This window comes from Trichocoleus sp. Lan (genome assembly GCF_039961855.1).
In the GTDB taxonomy this organism is placed as follows: domain Bacteria; phylum Cyanobacteriota; class Cyanobacteriia; order Cyanobacteriales; family FACHB-T130; genus FACHB-T130.
Genome location: NZ_JAMPKA010000027.1, coordinates 54,864 through 74,566, shown reverse-complemented (window position 1 = coordinate 74,566; position 19,703 = coordinate 54,864). Strand labels below are relative to the sequence as shown.

20 protein-coding genes and 1 pseudogene are annotated in these 19,703 nt (G+C 49.4%); 9 read left to right on the top strand and 12 right to left on the bottom strand.

Going from position 1 to position 19,703, the window contains the following annotated elements:
• Window positions 1-290: 290 nt before the first annotated feature.
• From NDA03_RS21720 to NDA03_RS21705, 4 genes are all read left to right on the top strand, one after another.
• On the top strand, window positions 291-512 hold the full coding sequence (locus NDA03_RS21720; protein WP_190414601.1) for a hypothetical protein: 222 nt from the start codon (window positions 291-293) through the stop codon (window positions 510-512).
• Window positions 490-747, top strand: coding sequence for a hypothetical protein (locus tag NDA03_RS21715; RefSeq protein ID WP_190414600.1), 258 nt, complete (start codon window positions 490-492; stop codon window positions 745-747). Before NDA03_RS21720 ends, NDA03_RS21715 begins: the two co-directional genes overlap by 23 nt.
• Before the next feature lie 378 nt (window positions 748-1,125).
• Complete coding sequence (locus NDA03_RS21710; RefSeq protein ID WP_348239099.1) at window positions 1,126-3,105, top strand: long-chain fatty acid--CoA ligase; 1,980 nt, start codon at window positions 1,126-1,128, stop codon at window positions 3,103-3,105.
• Between the two features lie 137 nt (window positions 3,106-3,242).
• Window positions 3,243-3,692 (top strand): YlqD family protein, encoded by a 450-nt coding sequence (locus NDA03_RS21705; protein ID WP_190414598.1) that lies wholly within the window; start codon window positions 3,243-3,245, stop codon window positions 3,690-3,692.
• A gap of 74 nt (window positions 3,693-3,766) precedes the next feature.
• Here the strand turns inward: NDA03_RS21705 and NDA03_RS21700 are convergent, their stop codons facing one another.
• Window positions 3,767-4,282, bottom strand: a complete 516-nt coding sequence (locus NDA03_RS21700) for a hypothetical protein (RefSeq protein ID WP_190414597.1) — start codon at window positions 4,280-4,282, stop codon at window positions 3,767-3,769.
• Window positions 4,283-4,480: 198 nt separating this feature from the next.
• Here NDA03_RS21700 and NDA03_RS21695 point away from each other — a divergent pair, with 198 nt between their 5' ends.
• A complete protein-coding gene (locus NDA03_RS21695) occupies window positions 4,481-5,818 on the top strand; it encodes a dihydrolipoamide acetyltransferase family protein (protein WP_348234335.1) in 1,338 nt (445 codons plus the stop codon).
• A gap of 75 nt (window positions 5,819-5,893) precedes the next feature.
• On the opposite strand, the pseudogene NDA03_RS21690 reads toward NDA03_RS21695, so the two are convergent.
• Window positions 5,894-6,433: pseudogene (locus NDA03_RS21690) on the bottom strand (Uma2 family endonuclease).
• Between the two features lie 37 nt (window positions 6,434-6,470).
• Window positions 6,471-6,647: a hypothetical protein gene (locus NDA03_RS21685; RefSeq protein ID WP_348239098.1), complete on the bottom strand. Its 177-nt coding sequence runs from the start codon at window positions 6,645-6,647 to the stop codon at window positions 6,471-6,473.
• A gap of 33 nt (window positions 6,648-6,680) precedes the next feature.
• On the opposite strand from NDA03_RS21685, the gene NDA03_RS21680 reads away from it, so the two are divergent.
• Window positions 6,681-8,363, top strand: a complete 1,683-nt coding sequence (locus tag NDA03_RS21680; protein WP_348239097.1) for a GspE/PulE family protein — start codon at window positions 6,681-6,683, stop codon at window positions 8,361-8,363.
• Between the two features lie 72 nt (window positions 8,364-8,435).
• Here the strand turns inward: NDA03_RS21680 and NDA03_RS21675 are convergent, their stop codons facing one another.
• Genes NDA03_RS21675 through NDA03_RS21665 form a run of 3 tightly spaced genes read right to left on the bottom strand, consistent with a single transcriptional unit; the run spans window position 8,436 to window position 9,236 of the window.
• Window positions 8,436-8,813: a hypothetical protein gene (locus NDA03_RS21675; protein WP_348239096.1), complete on the bottom strand. Its 378-nt coding sequence runs from the start codon at window positions 8,811-8,813 to the stop codon at window positions 8,436-8,438.
• A 2-nt stretch (window positions 8,814-8,815) separates the two neighbouring features.
• Entirely contained in the window at window positions 8,816-9,025 is a 210-nt protein-coding gene (locus NDA03_RS21670; RefSeq protein ID WP_190688614.1) for a hypothetical protein, read from the bottom strand.
• Between the two features lie 55 nt (window positions 9,026-9,080).
• Entirely contained in the window at window positions 9,081-9,236 is a 156-nt protein-coding gene (locus tag NDA03_RS21665; RefSeq protein WP_348239095.1) for a hypothetical protein, read from the bottom strand.
• Window positions 9,237-9,302: 66 nt separating this feature from the next.
• On the opposite strand from NDA03_RS21665, the gene NDA03_RS21660 reads away from it, so the two are divergent.
• Entirely contained in the window at window positions 9,303-9,551 is a 249-nt protein-coding gene (locus NDA03_RS21660) for a helix-turn-helix transcriptional regulator (protein WP_348239094.1), read from the top strand.
• Window positions 9,552-9,651: 100 nt separating this feature from the next.
• Here NDA03_RS21660 and NDA03_RS21655 read toward each other — a convergent pair whose 3' ends face one another.
• Window positions 9,652-10,422 carry an HNH endonuclease signature motif containing protein gene (locus NDA03_RS21655; RefSeq protein ID WP_348239093.1) on the bottom strand — a complete coding sequence of 257 codons (771 nt, stop codon included), beginning with the start codon at window positions 10,420-10,422 and terminating at the stop codon, window positions 9,652-9,654.
• A complete protein-coding gene (locus NDA03_RS21650) occupies window positions 10,415-10,657 on the bottom strand; it encodes a helix-turn-helix transcriptional regulator (RefSeq protein ID WP_190527708.1) in 243 nt (80 codons plus the stop codon). The genes NDA03_RS21655 and NDA03_RS21650 overlap by 8 nt, the downstream gene beginning before the upstream one ends.
• 142 nt (window positions 10,658-10,799) lie before the next feature.
• Between NDA03_RS21650 and NDA03_RS21645 the strand changes: the two genes are divergently transcribed.
• A complete protein-coding gene (locus NDA03_RS21645; RefSeq protein WP_277881812.1) occupies window positions 10,800-11,681 on the top strand; it encodes a DNA cytosine methyltransferase in 882 nt (293 codons plus the stop codon).
• A 207-nt stretch (window positions 11,682-11,888) separates the two neighbouring features.
• Here NDA03_RS21645 and NDA03_RS21640 read toward each other — a convergent pair whose 3' ends face one another.
• Window positions 11,889-15,071, bottom strand: coding sequence for an efflux RND transporter permease subunit (locus tag NDA03_RS21640; protein ID WP_348239092.1), 3,183 nt, complete (start codon window positions 15,069-15,071; stop codon window positions 11,889-11,891).
• A 78-nt stretch (window positions 15,072-15,149) separates the two neighbouring features.
• The gene (locus NDA03_RS21635) at window positions 15,150-16,508 is read right to left on the bottom strand and encodes an efflux RND transporter periplasmic adaptor subunit (RefSeq protein WP_348239091.1); all 1,359 of its coding nucleotides are present in this window, start codon (window positions 16,506-16,508) and stop codon (window positions 15,150-15,152) included.
• Between the two features lie 186 nt (window positions 16,509-16,694).
• On the opposite strand from NDA03_RS21635, the gene NDA03_RS21630 reads away from it, so the two are divergent.
• The gene (locus NDA03_RS21630; RefSeq protein WP_348239090.1) at window positions 16,695-17,702 is read left to right on the top strand and encodes a zinc-dependent alcohol dehydrogenase family protein; all 1,008 of its coding nucleotides are present in this window, start codon (window positions 16,695-16,697) and stop codon (window positions 17,700-17,702) included.
• Window positions 17,703-17,704: 2 nt separating this feature from the next.
• On the opposite strand, the gene NDA03_RS21625 is transcribed toward NDA03_RS21630, so the two are convergent.
• Both NDA03_RS21625 and cobM read right to left on the bottom strand, forming a co-directional pair.
• Window positions 17,705-18,316 (bottom strand): hypothetical protein, encoded by a 612-nt coding sequence (locus NDA03_RS21625; protein WP_348239089.1) that lies wholly within the window; start codon window positions 18,314-18,316, stop codon window positions 17,705-17,707.
• A gap of 166 nt (window positions 18,317-18,482) precedes the next feature.
• On the bottom strand, window positions 18,483-19,337 hold the full coding sequence (gene cobM / locus NDA03_RS21620; RefSeq protein WP_242030366.1) for a precorrin-4 C(11)-methyltransferase: 855 nt from the start codon (window positions 19,335-19,337) through the stop codon (window positions 18,483-18,485).
• Window positions 19,338-19,703: the final 366 nt, after the last annotated feature.

Sequence of the window (19,703 nt, the reverse complement as noted above, 5' to 3'; positions counted from 1 at the left end):
TTTCGGACAGCGATGTCTTTCCGTTTTATGGAGTGGGTGAACGCTAATCGAGATGTATTCTCAGCCTATAAAGCTGCTTTGGGTTTTATTTGGGCTTGAAATCTGTTTAAGTCCCGTTAATCAAAGTTGATCCTAGAGTAGAAGTCATTGCCGCTCTCCAAGAAGCCTGCCAAGATGAAGATGAAAGTGTTCGACAAGCGGCTAAGGAAGCGCTAAGACAGATTCAAGAGCAAAGCTAGTGGTTGGGCGAGCGCATAATAATATAAAGGGATTTCCACAGACTTTTCTCTATGACTACCTTGTTAGAAATCGAAGCAGCAATCAAACAGCTTCCAGAAGGTGATATTCGTAAATTAGCAACATGGCTTCAAACCTATTTGGATGAAAAGTGGGATCGGCAAATCGAAGAAGATTTGACATTAGGTAAATTAGATAGCCTCATTGCTAAAGCAGAAGCAGATATTGCAGCAAATAATGTGAGGGATCTTGATGAAATCCTCCACAACACCTGAGTTTTGGAAAGCCTATGCAGCGCTGTCTTTAGAAATGAAACAGCAAGCTCAAAAAGCCTATCAACTTTGGCAAGAGAATCCATCGCATCCATCTTTACATTTCAAGAAAGTGGTCAAGAATCCCTGGTCGGCTCGGATTACCGACAGCTACCGAGCCTTAGCTTTAAAAAAGGGTGACGATTATTACTGGTTCTGGATTGGCTCTCACCAAGACTATGATGCTTTGCTGAGTTGAGTAGCGCCGCAACTAACATGAACACAATCAGACATCATTAGCGATCGCATTCTTTCGCTAAGCCGTATATTAGATGCGATCGCTTCTCGTATCTAAGTAGAGAGTAAGTACGAGCGCTTCATTATACTGAGGTATTGCGTTTTAAAAAATTTATGGGTGTGCCTCTTTGAGTTTTTCTTGGGCGCATGGATTCCCATTCTCAATGAATATACTGTCAAGTAGCAATAGTCAAGTATCAATTATTACAAATAATTAAATGCGATCGCTCTGCACAGATAGCATAGACACAATCAATTCTGTCCCTAAAACCTGTTATTGAAGCAACAGAGGAGTATTTTGGAAAAAGAGCTGATTAACGATTGCAGCGATTAATAGAATATGTCGAAAGCCCCTAGTTCCTTCCAACTCAGCGAGCGAGACCGTGCTAACCTTAGCCGCATGGTAGATTACAGTTCGGTGGAATCTCTACCCGCGATCTGGCCGCTGGCGCGATCGCACTTTGGTAATACCATTGCCCTCCACGACCCCCACGCTCAACCAGAAGTAGTCATAAATTACACCGAACTAGCTCAGCAAATTCAACAGTTTGCCGCTGGGTTGCAGGCATTAGGAGTCCAGCCAGAATCTCGCCTCGCCCTGATTGCCGATAATAGTCCGCGCTGGTTTATTGCCGACCAAGGGGCGATGACCGCTGGGGCAGTTGATATCGTCCGTAGCTCTCAGGCAGAGCGGGAAGAGTTACTATTTATACTGGCAGATAGCGGCAGCACTACTTTAGTGGTGGAAGACCTGAAGACGCTGAAAAAACTTAGGGAACGCCTCAATGACCTCCCGATTCAGCTAGTCGTCTTGCTCTCCGATGAAGAACCCCCCGAAGAATCCACTCTGAAAACGCTGAACTTCTCTGGAGTCATGGCAGCAGGGGCAAATCAATCCTTGCAGCCGGTGAAGCAAAACCGAGAAATGCTGGCGACGCTCATTTATACTTCTGGTACGACAGGCAAGCCCAAAGGCGTGATGCTGACGCATGGCAACCTGCTCCATCAGATTACCAACTTGGGAACCATCGTTCAGCCGCAACCGGGCGAACCTGTCCTGACGATTCTCCCCACTTGGCACAGCTTCGGGCGCACTGGCGAATACTTTTTCCTCTCCCACGGTTGCACCCAGATTTACACGAGCATTCGCCACATCAAAAAAGACTTTAAAGAATTCCAACCCCATTATTTAATTGCTGTCCCTCGACTGTGGGAGTCTATCTACGAAGGCGTCCAGAAGCAGTTCCGCGAACAACCTGCAAACAAGCAGAAACTGGTTAAAAATCTGCTAAGCATTAGTCAGCGCTACATTGAAGCTCGCCGTACTTGGCAAAACTTGCGCTTACAACCTCAACCTCCCTCCATGCAAGAACGGCTATTAGCTGGAAGCCAAATGGTTGCCTTGGCTCCTGCCCATGCGCTTGCCGAGAAATTAGTGTATGGAAAAGTCCGAGAAGCCACCGGAGGCAAATTAAAGTACGTCATCAGTGGCGGCGGCTCCCTTGCCATGCACCTGGAAAACTTTTTTGAAATTATTGGACTTGAGGTGCTGGTGGGCTATGGTCTTACAGAAACATCCCCCGTCTTAACAGCTCGTCAGTCTTGGTGTAATTTGCGGGGTTCATCTGGGCGATTTCTGCCAGGAACGGAAATAAAAATAGTTGACCCCGAAACCCGAAAACCCCTTCCGGCTGGGAGTCGCGGTCTGGTTTTAGCACGAGGGCCACAAGTGATGCAGGGATATTATCAAAATCCCCAAGCGACTGCCAAGGCAATTGACGCTGAAGGTTGGTTTGATAGCGGCGATTTGGGTTGGCTAACAGAGGCGAATGACTTAGTGCTGACAGGTCGGGCGAAGGATACGATAGTTTTAACCAACGGCGAAAACATCGAACCCCAGCCGATTGAAGATGCCTGTCTGCGGAGTCCTTATATTGACCAAATTGTGCTGGTAGGTCAAGATGAGCGATCGCTTGGTGCTTTAATTGTCCCCAATCTGGAAGCTTTGCAAAAGTGGGCAGCAGACAACAATCTGCACTTGCGTCTCCCAGAACAAACTTCCTCAGCTAGCAATATCCCGACTGCATCCACTCAAGAAATTGACCTGAATAGTAAGATTGTTCAGGAATTATTCAAGAAAGAATTAAACCGGGAGGTGCAAAATCGTCCTGGTTATCGCCCAGATGACCGGATAAGTCTCTTTAAGCTAATTCTGGAGCCGTTCTCCATTGAAAATGGCATGATGACCCAGACGTTGAAAATCCGCCGACCTGTCGTAATGGAACGCTACCGCGATATGATCGACGGGATGTTTGCCTGATTTGGTCGGAAAGTTGGAAAAAAGTCTGAAGGATGAAGTGTAGTGCGAACTACACACACCGCCTTCATCCTTTAGCTCTCACCCTGAGCGCCTTTCCTACAAACCTTTACTCTTTAATTTTTCCAAGCAAAACGGATATGGATGTTTCTCAATCACACCTGCTGCTGAAGCGACCCGTTACAATCAAGGCCGTTGTTACTCCTCGTTGGAAAGAGGAAGCACAGCAACAACTCCAGGCGCAAATTAACCAGCTTGACTCTCAGTTGCAACAGCTTGAAATGCAAGGACAGCGGGCAATCTCAGAAATTCAAAAGCAGAATCTGCAACCCCCTGGCCCTCAAGTGATGCAACAAATTGACAATATCCAAATCCAGGTTAATCAAAAGAAAAGCGAACTGCTTGAGCAGAAAAATCAACTTCTGCAACAGTTGCAACAAGTGCAGCTGATAGAACTCAACGACGAAGTGAATCACGGTCAGATTGAAGGCTTCTTTAAAGTAGAGCCGGGAGATAATCTGATTCAAAAAATGCAGGTAGAAATTCTCCTGCGCGATGGAATTGTAGAAGAAATTCGCGGGGAAATTTAATGCGAATGGTTAATGGCGAATGGCGAATGGGTAATTCGGAGATTGCCATTCGCCATTTGCCAATATTGGGGCATCTACTGACAATTTTGAGTTGACCAATCTTGATGACCTCGCCCCACATGACACTTGACTTGGGAACCAGCCCATGCCAATTTCCATTCCTTGGGTGTTTGAGCTGATGGGGAGGTCGGCACTAATTCAACACGATGCCTGATAGCACCGACAGAATCATCTGCAACGCCGGTTTGGGTAATCGTTACAACCGCTAGATTTTGTTGCGGATACTCAAGCGTAACTTCCCGCGTCCCCCCCTCGGATTCAGTTTGACCGAAGTGAGCAATTGCGATCGCTTTGGGGTCAGTTCCCTTCAAAGAGTTAGCGGACTTAATCTCTTGTAGCGGTATCGGTTTATACTTAGTTCGCTCAGCTTCTGCTACAGGTGCATTTTGGCTTACCTGTTGGGAGGATTGCTCAACACTTGGACTGCTGGCAGGCGTGGGAGTTGATTGAGTGCTGTTGCTGATGCTGCAAGCACTCAAGCCCAGTGCCATACCGACTAACACCACGAGGGATTTAAACTTGCCAGACATCGTTATAATAGAGAGTTTGAATTAGTTTTCTCTATCCAATTCTATTCAGCAGCACCAACGTCCGGAGAATTCGGCGTTGAAGGATACAAACTCAATAGACTGTTGTAGAGTCGGATAGTTGTAATGACCATCGGTCAAGATACAATTCAATCTGGCTTTAATCTTGTTTATATAGACTGTCGATTCGGAAGACACCCCATGATTCACGAAGTTTTCATGCCCGCCCTTAGTTCCACCATGACCGAAGGCAAAATTGTCTCCTGGGTCAAATCTCCCGGCGACAAAGTGGAAAAAGGCGAAACCGTGGTGGTTGTCGAGTCGGACAAAGCTGATATGGACGTGGAGTCCTTCTACGAAGGATATCTCGCCACCATTATCGTACCTGCCGGTGAAGCAGCTCCGGTCGGGGCTGCGATCGCGCTCGTCGCCGAAACCGAAGCCGAAATCGAAACAGCCAAGCAACAGGCTCCTGGTTCTGCCCCCGCAACGCCATCGGTAAACGAATCCGCTCCCGCTCCTGCCCAACCTACCGCAGCCCCAGCCACCGCAGCCCCAGTCCCTGTAGAAACGACACCAGCCGCCGCCCGTCGCAATGGACGCAGCATTGTCTCCCCCCGTGCCCGGAAGTTAGCCAAAGAGCTGGGCGTCGATTTGAGTACCCTGCAAGGCAGTGGCCCCCACGGTCGGATTGTCGCAGAAGATGTGGAAGCATTGGCGAATAAGGGTAAACAACCCGTCGGTACAACTGCTACACCGACAATGACGCCCGTGGCTCCGCCTCCAGTAGCACCCGTCGCACCCGCGTCACCTGCACCCGCCGTTAAACCCGCCGCCGCAGCTACCGTACCCGCCGTTGCCGTTCCCGGTAGCGTCGTCCCCCTCAACACGCTGCAAAACGCCGTGGTGCGGAATATGGTAGCCAGTCTGCAAGTGCCTACCTTCCGCGTCGGTTACACTATCACCACGGATAATCTAGATAAGCTCTACAAGCAGATTAAATCCAAGGGCGTCACCATGACCGGGCTACTTGCGAAAGCAGTAGCCGTAACCTTGCAAAAACATCCCTTGGTGAATGCCAGCTTCTCAGACCAGGGAATTCATTATCACAGTGCGATTAACGTTGCTGTAGCTGTGGCAATGGATGGCGGCGGCTTAATTACACCAGTTCTGCAAAATGCCGACCAGCAGGATATTTACTCGCTCTCGCGTACCTGGAAAGATTTAGTCGAACGCTCCAGAACCAAGCAACTGCAACCCGCAGAATACAGTTCTGGCACCTTTACCCTCTCGAATTTGGGGATGTATGGCGTAGACAAGTTTGATGCCATCTTGCCACCGGGAACCGGGGCTATTTTAGCAATTGGCGCGTCGCGTCCTCAAGTCGTCGCCACCGAAGACGGGATGATGGGAGTGCGCCGACAGATGCAGGTAAATCTTACCGCTGACCACCGAATTATCTACGGTGCCGATGCCGCTGCTTTCCTGCAAGATTTGGCAAAATTGATTGAAACCAATGCCCAATCTTTAACTCTCTAATTTAACCTTATAAAAAGGGTGGGCAGTGCCCACCCTTTTTACTTTTTGACTTTTAAAAATTAAATAATCCACACCTCATCCCAATAATTCATCGACTGCCACGCTAAAGCCTTGTAGCACAACTTGAGTGCTAGCAACCTCTCCAGAAATAAATACAAGTCGCTGAATTTGAGTAACTACAATAATCCAACGATTCTCAGGAAACACTAGCCAAACTTCCTCAGCACCAGACTGTAAATATTCTTGAGATTTAGCAATTCCATCTTCAGCAATATCCGTAGGCGAAACAATTTCAGCAATTAGCGGGAAACTCTGGGGAAATACAGCAGGTTCTCCAAACTGGTTAATTAGTTCTGGTGTTAAATAAGCAACATCAGGAGAACGTCCTTGCTTATTAGTGCGACAGGGAGGTGAAATATAGACGCTTCCCCCTTGAGTGCTAGAACGCCTGTAATTTTCCCAGTATGCAGAGAGTCCAGCTTGAATTCAACCATGAGTTAATGTAATTCCGTTTTTCTCTACTAATTTCCCATCCACCCATTCTGTGTTGTTATAGGGGGGATTTTGCATCCAATCTTCTAGTGAGTATTCCTTTGAGATAGTAGAAGTTACCATTGCTATCTACTCGCTTTTATAACACTTGCCTTTATTATTACTTAGCTGTTTCTTTTCCTACTCTGGGCAGCAAAAAAATAGCGTAGGGCAAAGTTTGGAGCGATCGCGATCGCATTCCCTCCATTACAGAGCGATCGCTTCGCCTTAGACTCCGTTTTACGTACACTTCTGATGTCACAGAGCGATCGCCTAAGTTAGGCTGGTGTAGTCTCAACCCCCAGCTGTTGATTTTTCGCTGGAAACAAGAATGCAAACCTCCCCTCCTGCTTCATCCGCTTGGCAACGGCTGAAAAATCGTGAAATTAACTGTGAAGAAGCGCTAAAACTCCTGGTAGACGAGGAAGGAACGCTCCGCTTAGCTCTGCTGGATCGGGAAGTCAGTTACCGATTTTTTCGGGAATTTCCAGATAGAAAGTTTTTACCTCCAGTGGTTCCGCTGCTGCTGTGGCGAAACTGTTACTACCTGGGAAGTCCGATGGCTCTTTCTCTAGATGCGATTAGAGAACTGAGCGATCGCACCTTTACCGAGATCAAAATTATCCCGATTGCAGACAAAAGCTATCGCACCTGGTATCACACCCAAAACCTCGACCCCAAACGCATTTCCTCAACTCCCTTAGTGAATCCTCTCACGGGCGAGCAAGAGCAAGAAAACATCAGCGAAACAACTGAGCTATACCTCTCCAAAGCAGTTGACCAGATTGGACGGCTCAAAACCCTGATTTCCGGGGCATTGCGGAACCGCGCCAGCGATATCCACATGGAACCCGCGCCAGAAGGCTTGAGAGTCCGCTATCGCATTGATGGCGTCTTGCGGGATATTACCACTCTGCCAATCGATGTCAGCCGCAAGGTCATCGTCGCCCTCAAAGTCATGTCTGAAATCGACATCGCCGAAAGCCGCCGCCCCCAAGATGGACGGATTGGAGAGAAATATGCTTCCGGCGAAGAATTAGAGCTGGGAATGGATATGCGCGTCAGTACTCTTCCCTGCGTGGGTGGGGAAAAAGCGGTGATTCGGTTACTACCCCGCAAAAACCCCTTTTCTAAAATCCAAAACTTGGGATTCACTCCCACAACTCTCGAAACCTACAAAAGCTGGTTGGAACAGCCCCAAGGGATGATAATCCTTACCGGCCCGACAGGGAGCGGTAAAACCAGTACGCTGTATACCAGTCTGCAATCCGTCGCCAGGGAACACGTCAATGTGGTGACGGTAGAAGACCCCGTAGAGTACATTTTGCCCCGCATCACCCAAACCCAGGTCAATGAAGCGGCGGGGATGACTTTTGCAGCAGGCTTGAGATCAATTTTGCGCCAAGACCCGGATATCATCATGGTGGGAGAAATCCGCGACCACGAAACCGCAGAAACCGCAGTTCGGGCGGCGCTAACGGGTCACTTAGTTTTTACCACACTGCACACGAACGATGCTCCCGGTGCGATTCCCAGAATCAAAGATATTGGCCCAGATCCTGGCTTAATTAGTGATGCTCTCTTGGGAATTGTGGCTCAGCGCTTGGTGCGCCGAGTCTGTCCTCACTGTGCGGCACCGTATAAGCCAACGGAGAAAGATTTGCAGGTACTGAGTTTAGAGCCAACTCAGGCAAATTCAACCACTTGGCGCAAGGGTAAGGGCTGCGCCAAGTGTTTCAATTCTGGTTATCTGGGGCGAGAGGCAATTGTCGAGTTGCTGGATATCGATGATACGGTGCGCGAAATTATCTATGACGGCACGATGACGCAGCTGAATCGCTACCTACGGGAAATCAAATTTTTCTCTTTCGGGATGGCAGCCGCAGAAAAGGTAACAAATGGGATCACAACGGTTGAGGAAGTGTTGCGCGTCCTACCCCGCAGTGCCTTCTCGCGCCGCAAGTCTATGGGCGGAAGCCGCACGGAACAGTTTACGCCGTTGGGGGTGGGATAGCGATCGCGCTATTGCGGTAAGGCTACATAAGATTCGCTCTCGCGCTTCTCCACAGGTACTATTTTACTGACTTTATGCGGCGCTTTCCTTTCCTAGTAAGCTGCCCAGATAGTCTCGGCGTTTTACCCACAGTTGGCGGAGGTCTTCCATCATCTCTTTGTAGTAGTCGGAGAATTTCTGGCTATCTTCTTTAATCTGAAGTCCGAGTTGTTGCAGTGCGGTTGGGGTGTGGCAAGTTTCAAATAAAAGCGTGATGATATCCCACCAGAGTCGCAATTGACGATAACTCACAAATTGTCCGCCCCGATCTGTGCGATGAACAAAAAGGACATTTTGCCAACACTCGAATCGCCCAATTAAGGATTCTGGTATTTTCAGGTATTTCGCCAAGAGTGCAACAGTGAGTCGAAATGTCTTTGGCGGTTGAATCCGGCGAAACAACGTTGTCATAATCAATTCACTCCAGGTTTAACTATTGAGCCGCTGGTTTCTGGGGTTGTGTCGAAAATGATGGAGTAGGGAACGTTTGGGGTATTCGCTTTGAGGATTTGCAAATGCGCTTCGGCATCGCTGCGACGACGAAAACGGGCGATAATTAGAGATCGCATATTCGGAAGCGATCGCACGATGCACCACGGATGTAGTTTGGAGTAATACGTCATAAAACTCTCCCAGTCATGGCTGCGAGTTACTTAGTTATAGGTTTTGAATGGATATTTACAAGGCTGTCCCTAACAAACCCAGCCAAAGATAGCGATCATGCGATCGCGTGACAGTTATGTAAGAAACTAAAGTTAGGGCAGGCATCTTGTGAAGCTCTGAAGACGACTGAGCCAGATGGTGGCTTTTGAGTGACTTCGTTCGCTTCTGCATCTATCTTATATAAGCAATCTTATAATTCGTTTGTCAATCATCTTTATATAAGAACTTTTATAGTACATGACCAAAGACCAACAACAGCAAGAATACGATCGGGAGTCTCCTCTGAAGCGGCGGAGAGAAGAATTAGGCTTAACGCAGAGAGACATTGCATTAGCTCTGGGGAAGACTGTCCAGACAGTTAGTAATTGGGAGACAGGGCTTTATGAACCAAAGCTTACTCCCCGCGATTTGAAAGCACTTTGTCGGCTGCTGAAATGGACTTTGGAAGAACTGCCCGATTACTTCGGTTCACCGCAACTACAGTAGCGATCGCGTTTTTGGTGCGAAGGATGCGATCTCGCTTTTGGTGCGTGGAATGCGATCTCGCTCAGAACATTATTAGGCAAAAAGCCTTAATCGTAACTAATTAACTTTGGTCTTCAAAGTACCTATCAATAATTTCGATTAATAAAGTATCTGGACTGACTTCATTTCGGATAGCCAGTTTCTTCACTCTTTGAATATCTGTTGACAACATTTTAATCGGAGAAAAACTTTCAGGAAATGCCCAAGGACACTGTAAACAGTTAAGCTGGCAGCCACGACAAGCAGTACTTTTAAAGTTATTGCACTCTGCACAAAGAGGTTGCCAGTTATCCTCTTCATTACCTCCGCCCCTAAGACGCGGAACTTTATGATCTTGATCGAGCCTTACAATTGGGGGTTTTCTAGCACAAACTGCACAACAATTTTGGTATTTGCTCAGAACTCTTTGCCAAACATCGTTACTAAGTTTTACTCTCTGTTCCCGTTTAGCACTGATTTCTAAGCTGACTAACTGATACCTGGTTGTCTTTCCACTACCAAATCTAACTATCCCCAAGAAGCCTTCTTCCCCTTGCAACTCTCGTATCCGTCTGGGTACATCTTGATAGGGTTCGCCTACTCCTCTGAAATCATCTATCACTCGACGTAAACGCGATAAAGGAACAACTGGCCCTGGTATGCCATGCCCAGGAGGCCATAATGTTTCTAGTACCAGTCTGTAGTAATTTCTATTGGCTGGCTTGGTGGTAACAAACCTAGTACAGGCATCTCTAAGCCATTCTTCACGCTCAACCTGTTGAAACGTTTGCTCTGGGTTTTGAGAGGGTAACTGAGGTAGTTGCGCTTCATTAGGAACTTCCCCTTCATTCATGAGATTTTTCCTCTCCACGCAGCAGCCATTCGGGAGTTACGCCCAATAAACGAGCGATCGCATCTAGCTCAAAGTCTTTGACTCCACGCTTTTGTCGCTCTATCTCAGAAATATCAGACTGATCGAGCTTTATCTGAAAATCCACAGACAGTGCAGCAGCCAACTCGCTTTGATCCCAATCCAGTCTTTCACGAGCCTGTTTAATTCTTAGGCCGCTAATATTTGCATTGCCCATTCCAGCCTAGGGAAAGCAACTCCGAATCAAGATGCTATCCTGAATCAGTCTGCTGTTGTAGACGAATATCGTCTAAAAAAGAGGTTGCCCTGAGCAGCATCAATGAAGCAATGTAGGTAAAGAAACCTTTGGGGATGAGTTAATGCTGAGGGTTGCCTCGTTCTTTGCGGGCATTGGAGGGTTCGATCTAGGCTTTGAAAGAGCCGGAATGAAAGCTGTTTTCCAATGCGAAATTGACCCGTTTTGCCAAAAAATCTTAAAACGCCACTGGCCTCAAGTACCGATTCATGAAGACATCACAACCCTCGTTCCTTCAACTATCCCTACCGCTGACTTATGGTGTGCCGGATGGCCCTGTCAAGACCTCAGCAATGCCAACACAGAGAGAAAAGGACTTACAGGCCAACGCAGCGGACTCTTCTACAAATTTATGGAACTTGTCGGAGAAGTTCACCCAGCGTGGTTGGTCTTGGAAAATGTGCCGGGTTTGCTCTCGGCAGAGCAAGGAACCGCTCTTGAGGCAGTTATCGACACGCTCGAAACGCATGGGTATTTGGGGGGATGGCTATCGTGTAACGCTCTCCATACGGGCATACCCCACGACAGAGACCGAGTCTTCTTTATCGCAAGTTTTAGATCGAAACGTGCCTATCGAATCTTTACTGACAGCCGCGAATTGTCTGGGGATTCTTCGTCGCGAAAATCGAGGGGGACGCAAACTGGATCGAGTGTTTGTGAAGGCACTATCCCAGACTCTCCGCTTGTGGTACAACGTCGCGGCGGCTTCGGGTACACCTTGGCAAAAAGCATCTGCCCCACGTTACGTGCCCAAACTGGAGGACATCAAGGAGGTCATTCAGACAGACCAATTCTCTGTGGCGAGAAACTTGACGTGGACAGAGTGGGAAAAGTTAATGGGGTTTCCTCCCGGATGGACGGTCGTAGAGGGAGACTCCTTGGCAACGCTATCGTCCCTGCGATCGCAGAATGGATTGGAAGAAAAATTATAGAGGTCGAAACCTAGGCTTATAAAAATCAAGCGCTGGGCAAAGAAGTTTCGCTATCGCCTCCCCTACAAAATAAAACGCTGTGGCTATCGAGTTATAAGGGGTTTTCCAGCTCTAAGAAGCGATCGCTCTGTTGCCATCTAGTTTTCACAAGAGATCGCTTCTATAAAATAAAACCCCGTAGGTTGATACTTACGGGGTTTTAGTTGTGAAACGCACTCTAACTACTTTTTACCAACTGGGAATTTATCTTGTTCTGGGTTGGGAGTGGGGGGAAGCGATCGCTTTTCCTGTGACTTTGTTTTACGCACCTCCCCATTTTTGTGCCCCCGTTTTCTGCCAAATCCGCGCTTCGGCAATTGCACAAGCCAGCGCTGCAAGTTGTCCACATAGGTGAATAGCACGGGCACCACCACCAGCGTTAGCAGAGTGGAAGTCGTGAAGCCGCCCATCAGGGCAATTCCCATCGGAGCGCGGACTTCAGCCCCCGCACCAATTCCCAAGGCAAGGGGAATCGTTCCCGCAATCGTAGCCAGAGAAGTCATCAAAATCGGTCGCAGACGATCCATCCCAGCAGCGATTAGCGCCTGATACTGTGACTTTCCTTCCTCCTGGTTAATCAAGGTATAGTCCACCAGCAAGATGGAGTTTTTCGTCACAATCCCCATCAGCAAGACAATCCCAATTAGCGCATATAACCCCAACGCTTCTTGAGCAATCATTAAACCCAACAGTGCGCCGCCTAAAGAAAGAGGCAACGCCACCATAATCGTCAAGGGATGGAGGAAATTGTTGTACAGCAGCACCAGGATGGCATAGATACACATAATTGCCAGTCCGATAGCCGAACCAAAGCGACCGAAAATCTCCTGCATAATCTCGGCATCCCCAGAGGATTCCTGCACGACTCCGGGGGGCAGATTTTTGAGAGCAGGTAGCTGCTGCACCGCTTGCACCGCATCTCCTAGAGCAAGACCTTGCAAATTTGCTTGTACCGACACCTGACGAGCGCGATTAAACCGATCGATTTGCGCCGGACCGCTGCCAAAGCGGATATCTGCCACCGACAGTAAGGGAACCAGATTGCCGTTTTGAGTGGGCACCTGAAGATTTTTGAGGGTGTCGATATCCTGCCGTGCATCGGGATTTATCTGCACTCGAATCGGAATTTGCCGATCGGGGAGGTTAAACTTAGCCAGATTCGCTTCATTGTCGCCAATGGTGGCAAGGGATGCAGTACGCGCGATCGCTTGCACTGTCACTCCCAAATCCGCAGCTCGTGCCGCATCGGGAATAATCAGGATTTCTGGTTTCACCAAACTGGCAGTAGATGTTGCTTCCACTAAACCGGGAACGCTTCTCATCTCCTTTTCCAGAGCATCCGCTGCCAAGTTCAAAGCTTCAGGGTTTTCACTTTTGAGGACAATGGATAAATCCTTGCTCGTGCCTCCGGCTCCCTGGCTTTGGAAACTAATCCGCGCTCCCGGCACTTGGGAGAACGCTTGGCGCATTTGTTTCTCAAACTCCTTCTGAGGAAGATCCTCTCGTTGTTCCTTCGGCTTCAGGTTGACAAAAAGATTGGCAGTATTGACTTCTGTCGTTGCCAAGACACTCTCAACGGCTGGGCTTTGCTGAATTAACCGAGTTGTCTGCTGTACAACTTTTTTAGTATCTTCCAGCGTCGAACCGGGAGGGAGTTGCACGGCAACTTCCGAGAAACCAATGTCCCCGTTATCAAATAAACCTTTAGGAATAAACGGGACTAGCGCCAGACTGCCCAGGAAAAATGCCAGAGCGATCACCATCGTTGTCAGGCGATGCCGCAAAGCCCACTTCAGCACAAAGCGATACGGTTGAAATCGATTTTTTTTCCGGCTGTTAGCGCCGTTCCCGTTCCCATTTCCGGGTGCGTGATTGGCGGGTGAAGTCTTCTTCGGTTTGAGCAAATAAGCGCCCATCATCGGGGTAATCGTCCGCGCCACCAGAGTAGAGAAAATCGTCGAGACAGCAACCGTCACCCCAAACGGCTGGAAAAACTGCCCCGGAATGCCACCCATAAACGCCACTGGCAAAAACACCGCGATAATCGTCGCCGCGCTCGCCAGCACTGCCAAACCCACCTCCGCGGAAGAATCTAAAGCCGCTTGGAAGGGCGTTTTGCCCATATCCATATGGCGATCCATATTCTCAATTTCAACAACGGCATCATCCACCAAGTTCCCCACCGCCAGCGCCAATGCCAGTAAAGTCATGTTGTTGAGGGTGTACCCCAGCAAATATTGCACGGCAAAGGTAGGCAGCATGGATAACGGCAGTGCCACGGCAGTAATCAACGTGGCACGCCAGTTCCGCAAAAAGATTAGAATCGTCAGCACTGCCAGCAGAGACGCTTGGATCAAGTCATCAATGGTGCCATCGTAGGATTCGCGGATAAAGTCAGCGCGAGTAAAGATGAGTTTTAGCTGGACATCCGTCCCCAGGGTTTTTTGCAGTTCTTCTACTTTCTGGCGTACCCCTTCTTCCACCGTCACTAGAGTGCTGCCAGTGCTACGCAAGACGGAAAAAGACACCACGGGTTGATTATTCAGCAGTGCCGCCTGCCGGGGGTCAGAAGAGCCATCGCGGATTTCTCCCAAAGCGGATAAGGGCACCGAACCCCCGCCCGGAAGGATAATCTCATAGTTTTGCAACGCCTGGACATTCGGCGCACTGCCTAAGGTACGAATGCTTTGTTCGCTCCCGCCTAACTCCGCTCGTCCGCCGGGTAAATTGACGTTGAGGGCGCGGATTTGGTCGTTGACTTGAGTCGCTGTAATGCCTAGAGCTTTCAGACGATCGGGATCGAGATTGACGCGAATTTCGCGGTCAACACCGCCAACCCGCTTGATTTGAGCGACTCCCTCCACCGACAGCAGGGCGCGGCTAATCGTTTCGTCAACTAGATTACTTAATTCTTCTACCGATTTTTGCTTAGAAATGACGGCGTAGTTCATAATCGGCCCACCGGAGAACTCTAGCCGTTGCACGATCGGTTCGTTGATGTCTGCGGGTAAACTTTGGCGAATTTGGGCGACCGCATTGCGGACATCATTCGTCGCGCGATCGCTATCTGTCCCCAATACAAAATTAACGACGGTGGTAGAGACGCCGTCGTTAACTGTTGAATTTAATTGGTCTATATTTCCCAGACCCGCTACAGCATCTTCAATCGGTTTCGTCACCTGAGATTCCAGTTCCGCTGGTCCCGCCCCCGCCTGGGTGACGGTAATAGAAACCGTTGGTAGATCGATATTTGGGTTGATATCAATGCCCAAACCTGTAAAAGAAAACCAACCTACCACGGTCAAAATCAAAAATAAGACCAGGGTAGGGACGGGTTTGCGAATTGACCAGCCGGAAATGTTCATAAAAGGCGAATTAAAAGATTAAAAGATTGCTGATTGCTCGTGGCTAATCGCTGATTATCCTTCGCGATTAGCCATTGGCTATTGACTATCGACGACTCGAACTTTGTCGCCTTCTTTGAGATATCCGGCACCCGCGACGACGACGCGATCGCCTGGTTTTAACCCGCTCTTAATCTCCCTTGTGTCCCCGCTCGCCACTTCTCCTAGTTCTACCTTCCGAGCTTGAACCGTGTCTTCACCCGATAGCAGGAATACAATTGCACTACCATCCGGCTGAGGGAGTACCGCCTTGGCAGGCACCGTTACCCCAGTTGTCGTAGTAGTCGTAATTGCGGCACGGGCAAACATCCCCGGTCGTAGGGACAAGCTTTCCCCACTTGAAGGTTGCGGCAGGTCAATCGTTACGGTTGCTTCACGCCTTTGTGCGTTCACGAGGGGCGCAATTTCTCTAACTCGCCCCTGCAAGCGAACCCGGCTATCGTTATCCGAGGTGATCGTGGCGGGTGCCCCAACCCGCACTTGCGGCAGTTGGATAGCAGGAAGTTGTGCCTCCAGTTCCAGTTGTCCGTTGCGGATGATCGAAAAGAGCGGTTTACTGCCAGAAGTGACATCCCCAATCCGGGCTATTTGCTGAATTTCATCATCTACTTTTGGTCTGGTAACAATGCCGCTAGCCGGAGCGCGAACCTGGGTTTGCCCTAGCTGAGTTTGCAGTTGTTGCAGATTTGCCGCACTGCTCCTGACCTCGGCTTCGGCACTATTGATATTCGCTTGGGCAAGGCGAACCTCTTCTCTAGCGGTTGCGGCAGTGGTGGCGCGAGCATCTAGCTCTTGACGACTAATCGCCCCTGCCTGAGCCAGTTGCTGATAACGCTGGAGGTTCCGTTGGGCTTCTGCCAGGGTGGCACGGCTTTGCGCTAAGGCAGCTTGTCTTTGCCGGACAGCGGCTTGGCTTGATTCTAGCTGTGCCTTCCCCCGATCGAGTTGCGCTTGTAGGACGGAATTATCCAGAACTGCCATTACCTGTCCAGCTTCCACGGTTTGTCCCTCGTCCACCAGAACTCTCTGGATTTGTAAGCCGGTTGTCTGGGACAAAACGGGGATGAGTTCGCGGGCTTCTACTGTGCCGCTGGTTGTCAGAGTGCGGGCAACTTCGGCGGATTGGGCGACAGTTGCGGTGACACTTTGGCTGGGTGGTGCTGCCTGTTGCGTGGCATCTGGCTTCTTCGCAGTCTTAGGCTGTGAAAGCAGTTTCATTCCGCCTGCGGTGAGGGCGATGCCAAGCCCTAAGCCAAGCGCCACACCCTTCCAACCAGACAGACCTTTTTTTTTGCGGCTCCGCTTCCAGCCGTCGTCGGAGGATTCTTCGTCACCGTCCCAGGTTTCATCTAATTCATCTAATTCATTAACTTCTATCTTTTTTGGGGCTTCGTCCATCACCGCGCTCCCTCCACGCTTTCACCTTACTGGCGGCAACCTTTTGCAAAGAAATGTTGCAAGGGCTACTTTAACTATGATGCAAAATTTCTGGTAAAAGATGCGATCGCAATGTGACGCTAGGAACCCAGACTTGCGGTAGAGTTCTCAATAAAAGACCCTTGGCTTAGCAACAAGAACGACCTGATGAAAGCAGTTTTGATGACAGCATCTGGCGCACCGGAAGTCTTGCAACTTCAGGAAGTCCCAAACCCGACGATTGAACAAGACACAGAAATCCTAGTCCGTCTTCGGGCGGCGGGAATCAACCCGATTGACACCAAATTGCGGCAGCGGGGCACCTTCTACCCAGACCAAATGCCCGCTATTTTAGGCTGTGATGGGGCGGGAGTCGTGGAAGCAGTCGGTTCTGGCGTCCAGCGGTTTAAGGTTGGCGACGAAGTGTATTTCTGCGCGGGTGGACTGGGGGCAAAGCTGGGAAATTATGCTCAAATGGCGGTTGTCGATGAGCGATTTGTTGCCAAGAAACCCGCCTCTATAAGCTTTGCAGAAGCCGCCGCTGCCCCTCTAGTTCTGATTACCGCTTGGGAAGCCTTATTTGAACGGGGGCGGCTAGAACCCAAGGAACGGGTGCTGATTCACGCGGGTGCTGGCGGTGTCGGTCACGTCGCCATTCAACTGGCGAAGCTGAAAGGTGCGGAAGTTTGTACCACCGTTAGTTCTCAGGACAAGGCTGATTTTGTCCGCGAATTAGGTGCCGATGAGGTAATTTTTTATCAGCAAACTGACTTTGTACAGGCGGTTCTAGATTGGACTGGAGGAGAGGGCGTAGACTTAGCCTTTGATACGGTGGGCGGAGAAACCTTCTATAAAACGTTCCCCGCCGTGCGAGTTTATAGCGATCTGGTGACGATTCTGGAGCCAGACCCCGCTTACTCTAATTGGAAGATTGCGCGATCGCGCAATCTCCGGATTAGCTTTGAATTGATGCTAACCCCTGCATTGCAAGGACTTCTGGAAGCTCAACAGCATCACGCAGAAATTTTAGAACAGTGTGCAACCTGGATTGATGAAGGTTCGCTGAAAATTCACCTGGCTAAAACTTTCCCTCTAGAAGCCGCCGCCGCCGCCCACCAACTGTTGGAAGCCGGATCGATTACAGGTAAAATCGCCTTGGTGATGGAGGGTGAATAAAACTAACCCTCGTTGCGTGGCTTCATTAGCTGCAAAAGTGCTGTCAAAGCCTTGTCTTCCGAGGCATTGACCCGGCGATCGAGCAAGGCAATGCTGACCGCTTTGGGAAGTGCGATCGCTGCGATGTCTGGATCGAGTCCTTCCATCAATTGCTCAAGCGACTGGGGCACTTTCAATGCCGATCTGACACCGAGCAGCATGGGTTCTTCTAAACCGAGTGCCTGAAGCTGACGAGACCAAACCTCCCAGCTAATCCTGACTTCCGGTTCCGCCGCCTGAATCAAATAAGCCAGCAACCGCTGTAGCTTACTTTGTTGCTGAGGCGTTAGCTGAGGCTGGGAATGCTCTTTTGGGTCGGTATCGACAGTTTCTTGATTAAGGTTGCTGACAATTTGCTGCCAGTCTTGTTTGTCGCACCCTTCGGGTTGGTCTACCGTCAGAGAAATGCTAATTTTTTGGTCTGAACCAGCGTTGAGGTGCGTAACTTGGGCACGTACACCGAGAAAGCCCAGCCACTGGGCAATCGTCCCAATCAGTGTGGAACGAGTTGCCTGACAGCTAGCGAGTAACCGGATTTGAGTGCGAACCATTGGGCGCACGATTTGCGAAAGCATAGTTTACAAAATTGCCTCGATTATTATCTGGTTATTAACGCTTCATCTGCATTGGGTGCTGTTACCAATCAGACTTTTCTCACCTTACATTTTGCACCGGGAAACTTCTTCCCTACAGGTGTAGGTTTTTGACGATTTGGGAGCGTTAAATATTCAAAACTTACCCTTATAAGGAGGAGTTGGGGGAGAGGTTCGTGGATTTCTGGCGAAACAGATGAGTATGTTCAGGATCGTACAGACGCGAACGACGTTTCGCTGTCGCCAAAGACTCTGGCGTATTTTCCACCGTCCCCAAGGCGGGACTAATCACATAAAGCGTCGTCCGAATCAAATTTTCCTGCTGCGTCACAGTTGCCATTTGATCCAAAGGAACCAGGAAGATTTTCTCATCAGGCCAACCGACTCGAAAGCAAATCGCCACAGGTGTATCGGCGGGGTAGTGCTGCATCAGTTTCGCTTGCGCGTCTTCGACGTGACGCGCCGCTAGATAAAGGCATAAACTTGCCTGATGCGCTGCTAGGGAGGCTAATTCTTCTCGTTCCGGCACCGCTGAAGCGCGTCCGCTAATCCGGGTGAGGATAATCGTCTGCACCAGTCCTGGCACCGTTAGCTCAACTTTGAGCTTGGCGGCGGCTGCCTGGAAAGCACTGATGCCGGGGACAATTTCAAAAGGAATGTCAGCCTCTGCCAAGGCTTGCATTTGCTCAAAGACAGCACCGTAGAGGCTGGGGTCGCCAGAGTGGAGGCGGATCACAGATTTATGCGATCGCACTCGTTCAATCATCACTGGCAGAATTTCTTCGAGGGTTTTATTCCCGGTGCGAATAATTTCCGCATCCGCACGCACCCCCTGCAAAATTTGCACCGGCACCAGAGAATCGGCAAATAAGATTACATCCGCAACCGCGAGTAGTTTCTGCGCCTTAACCGTCAATAAATCTGGATCTCCCGGCCCTGCACCGACAATGTAAACGGCTGGTGCCAGGGGAGACAATGATTCGCCAATAAATTTAGTCGCCAATTCAGACAAACCTCTTCTAGAGTGTGTAACTTATCAGTCATCTGTTGATCGTTCTGCAATTTTGACAAAATTGCAGATTGCTTCTGATTCCCGTACAGCGGTACCTATCTGCGCCTACCGAGTCAAAAAAATTAAATTGATTACGGACACTTTCCGGATTCGTTCCACTTCCCCGGTAATTAAGGAATGGTAGATGCACCCTGGTTTTGCTCTAGAGTTTGACTCTAGAGCATTTTTTTTGGGATTTTTTTGGGAATAATTTCTCCTGAAACCTGGCTTTTTCTACCAATTCACTTGATTAACGCGACACTTCAACTCTCAAAGCCCGATCGGAAAGACGGTTGAGGCATCTGAGGTGTAATCTCA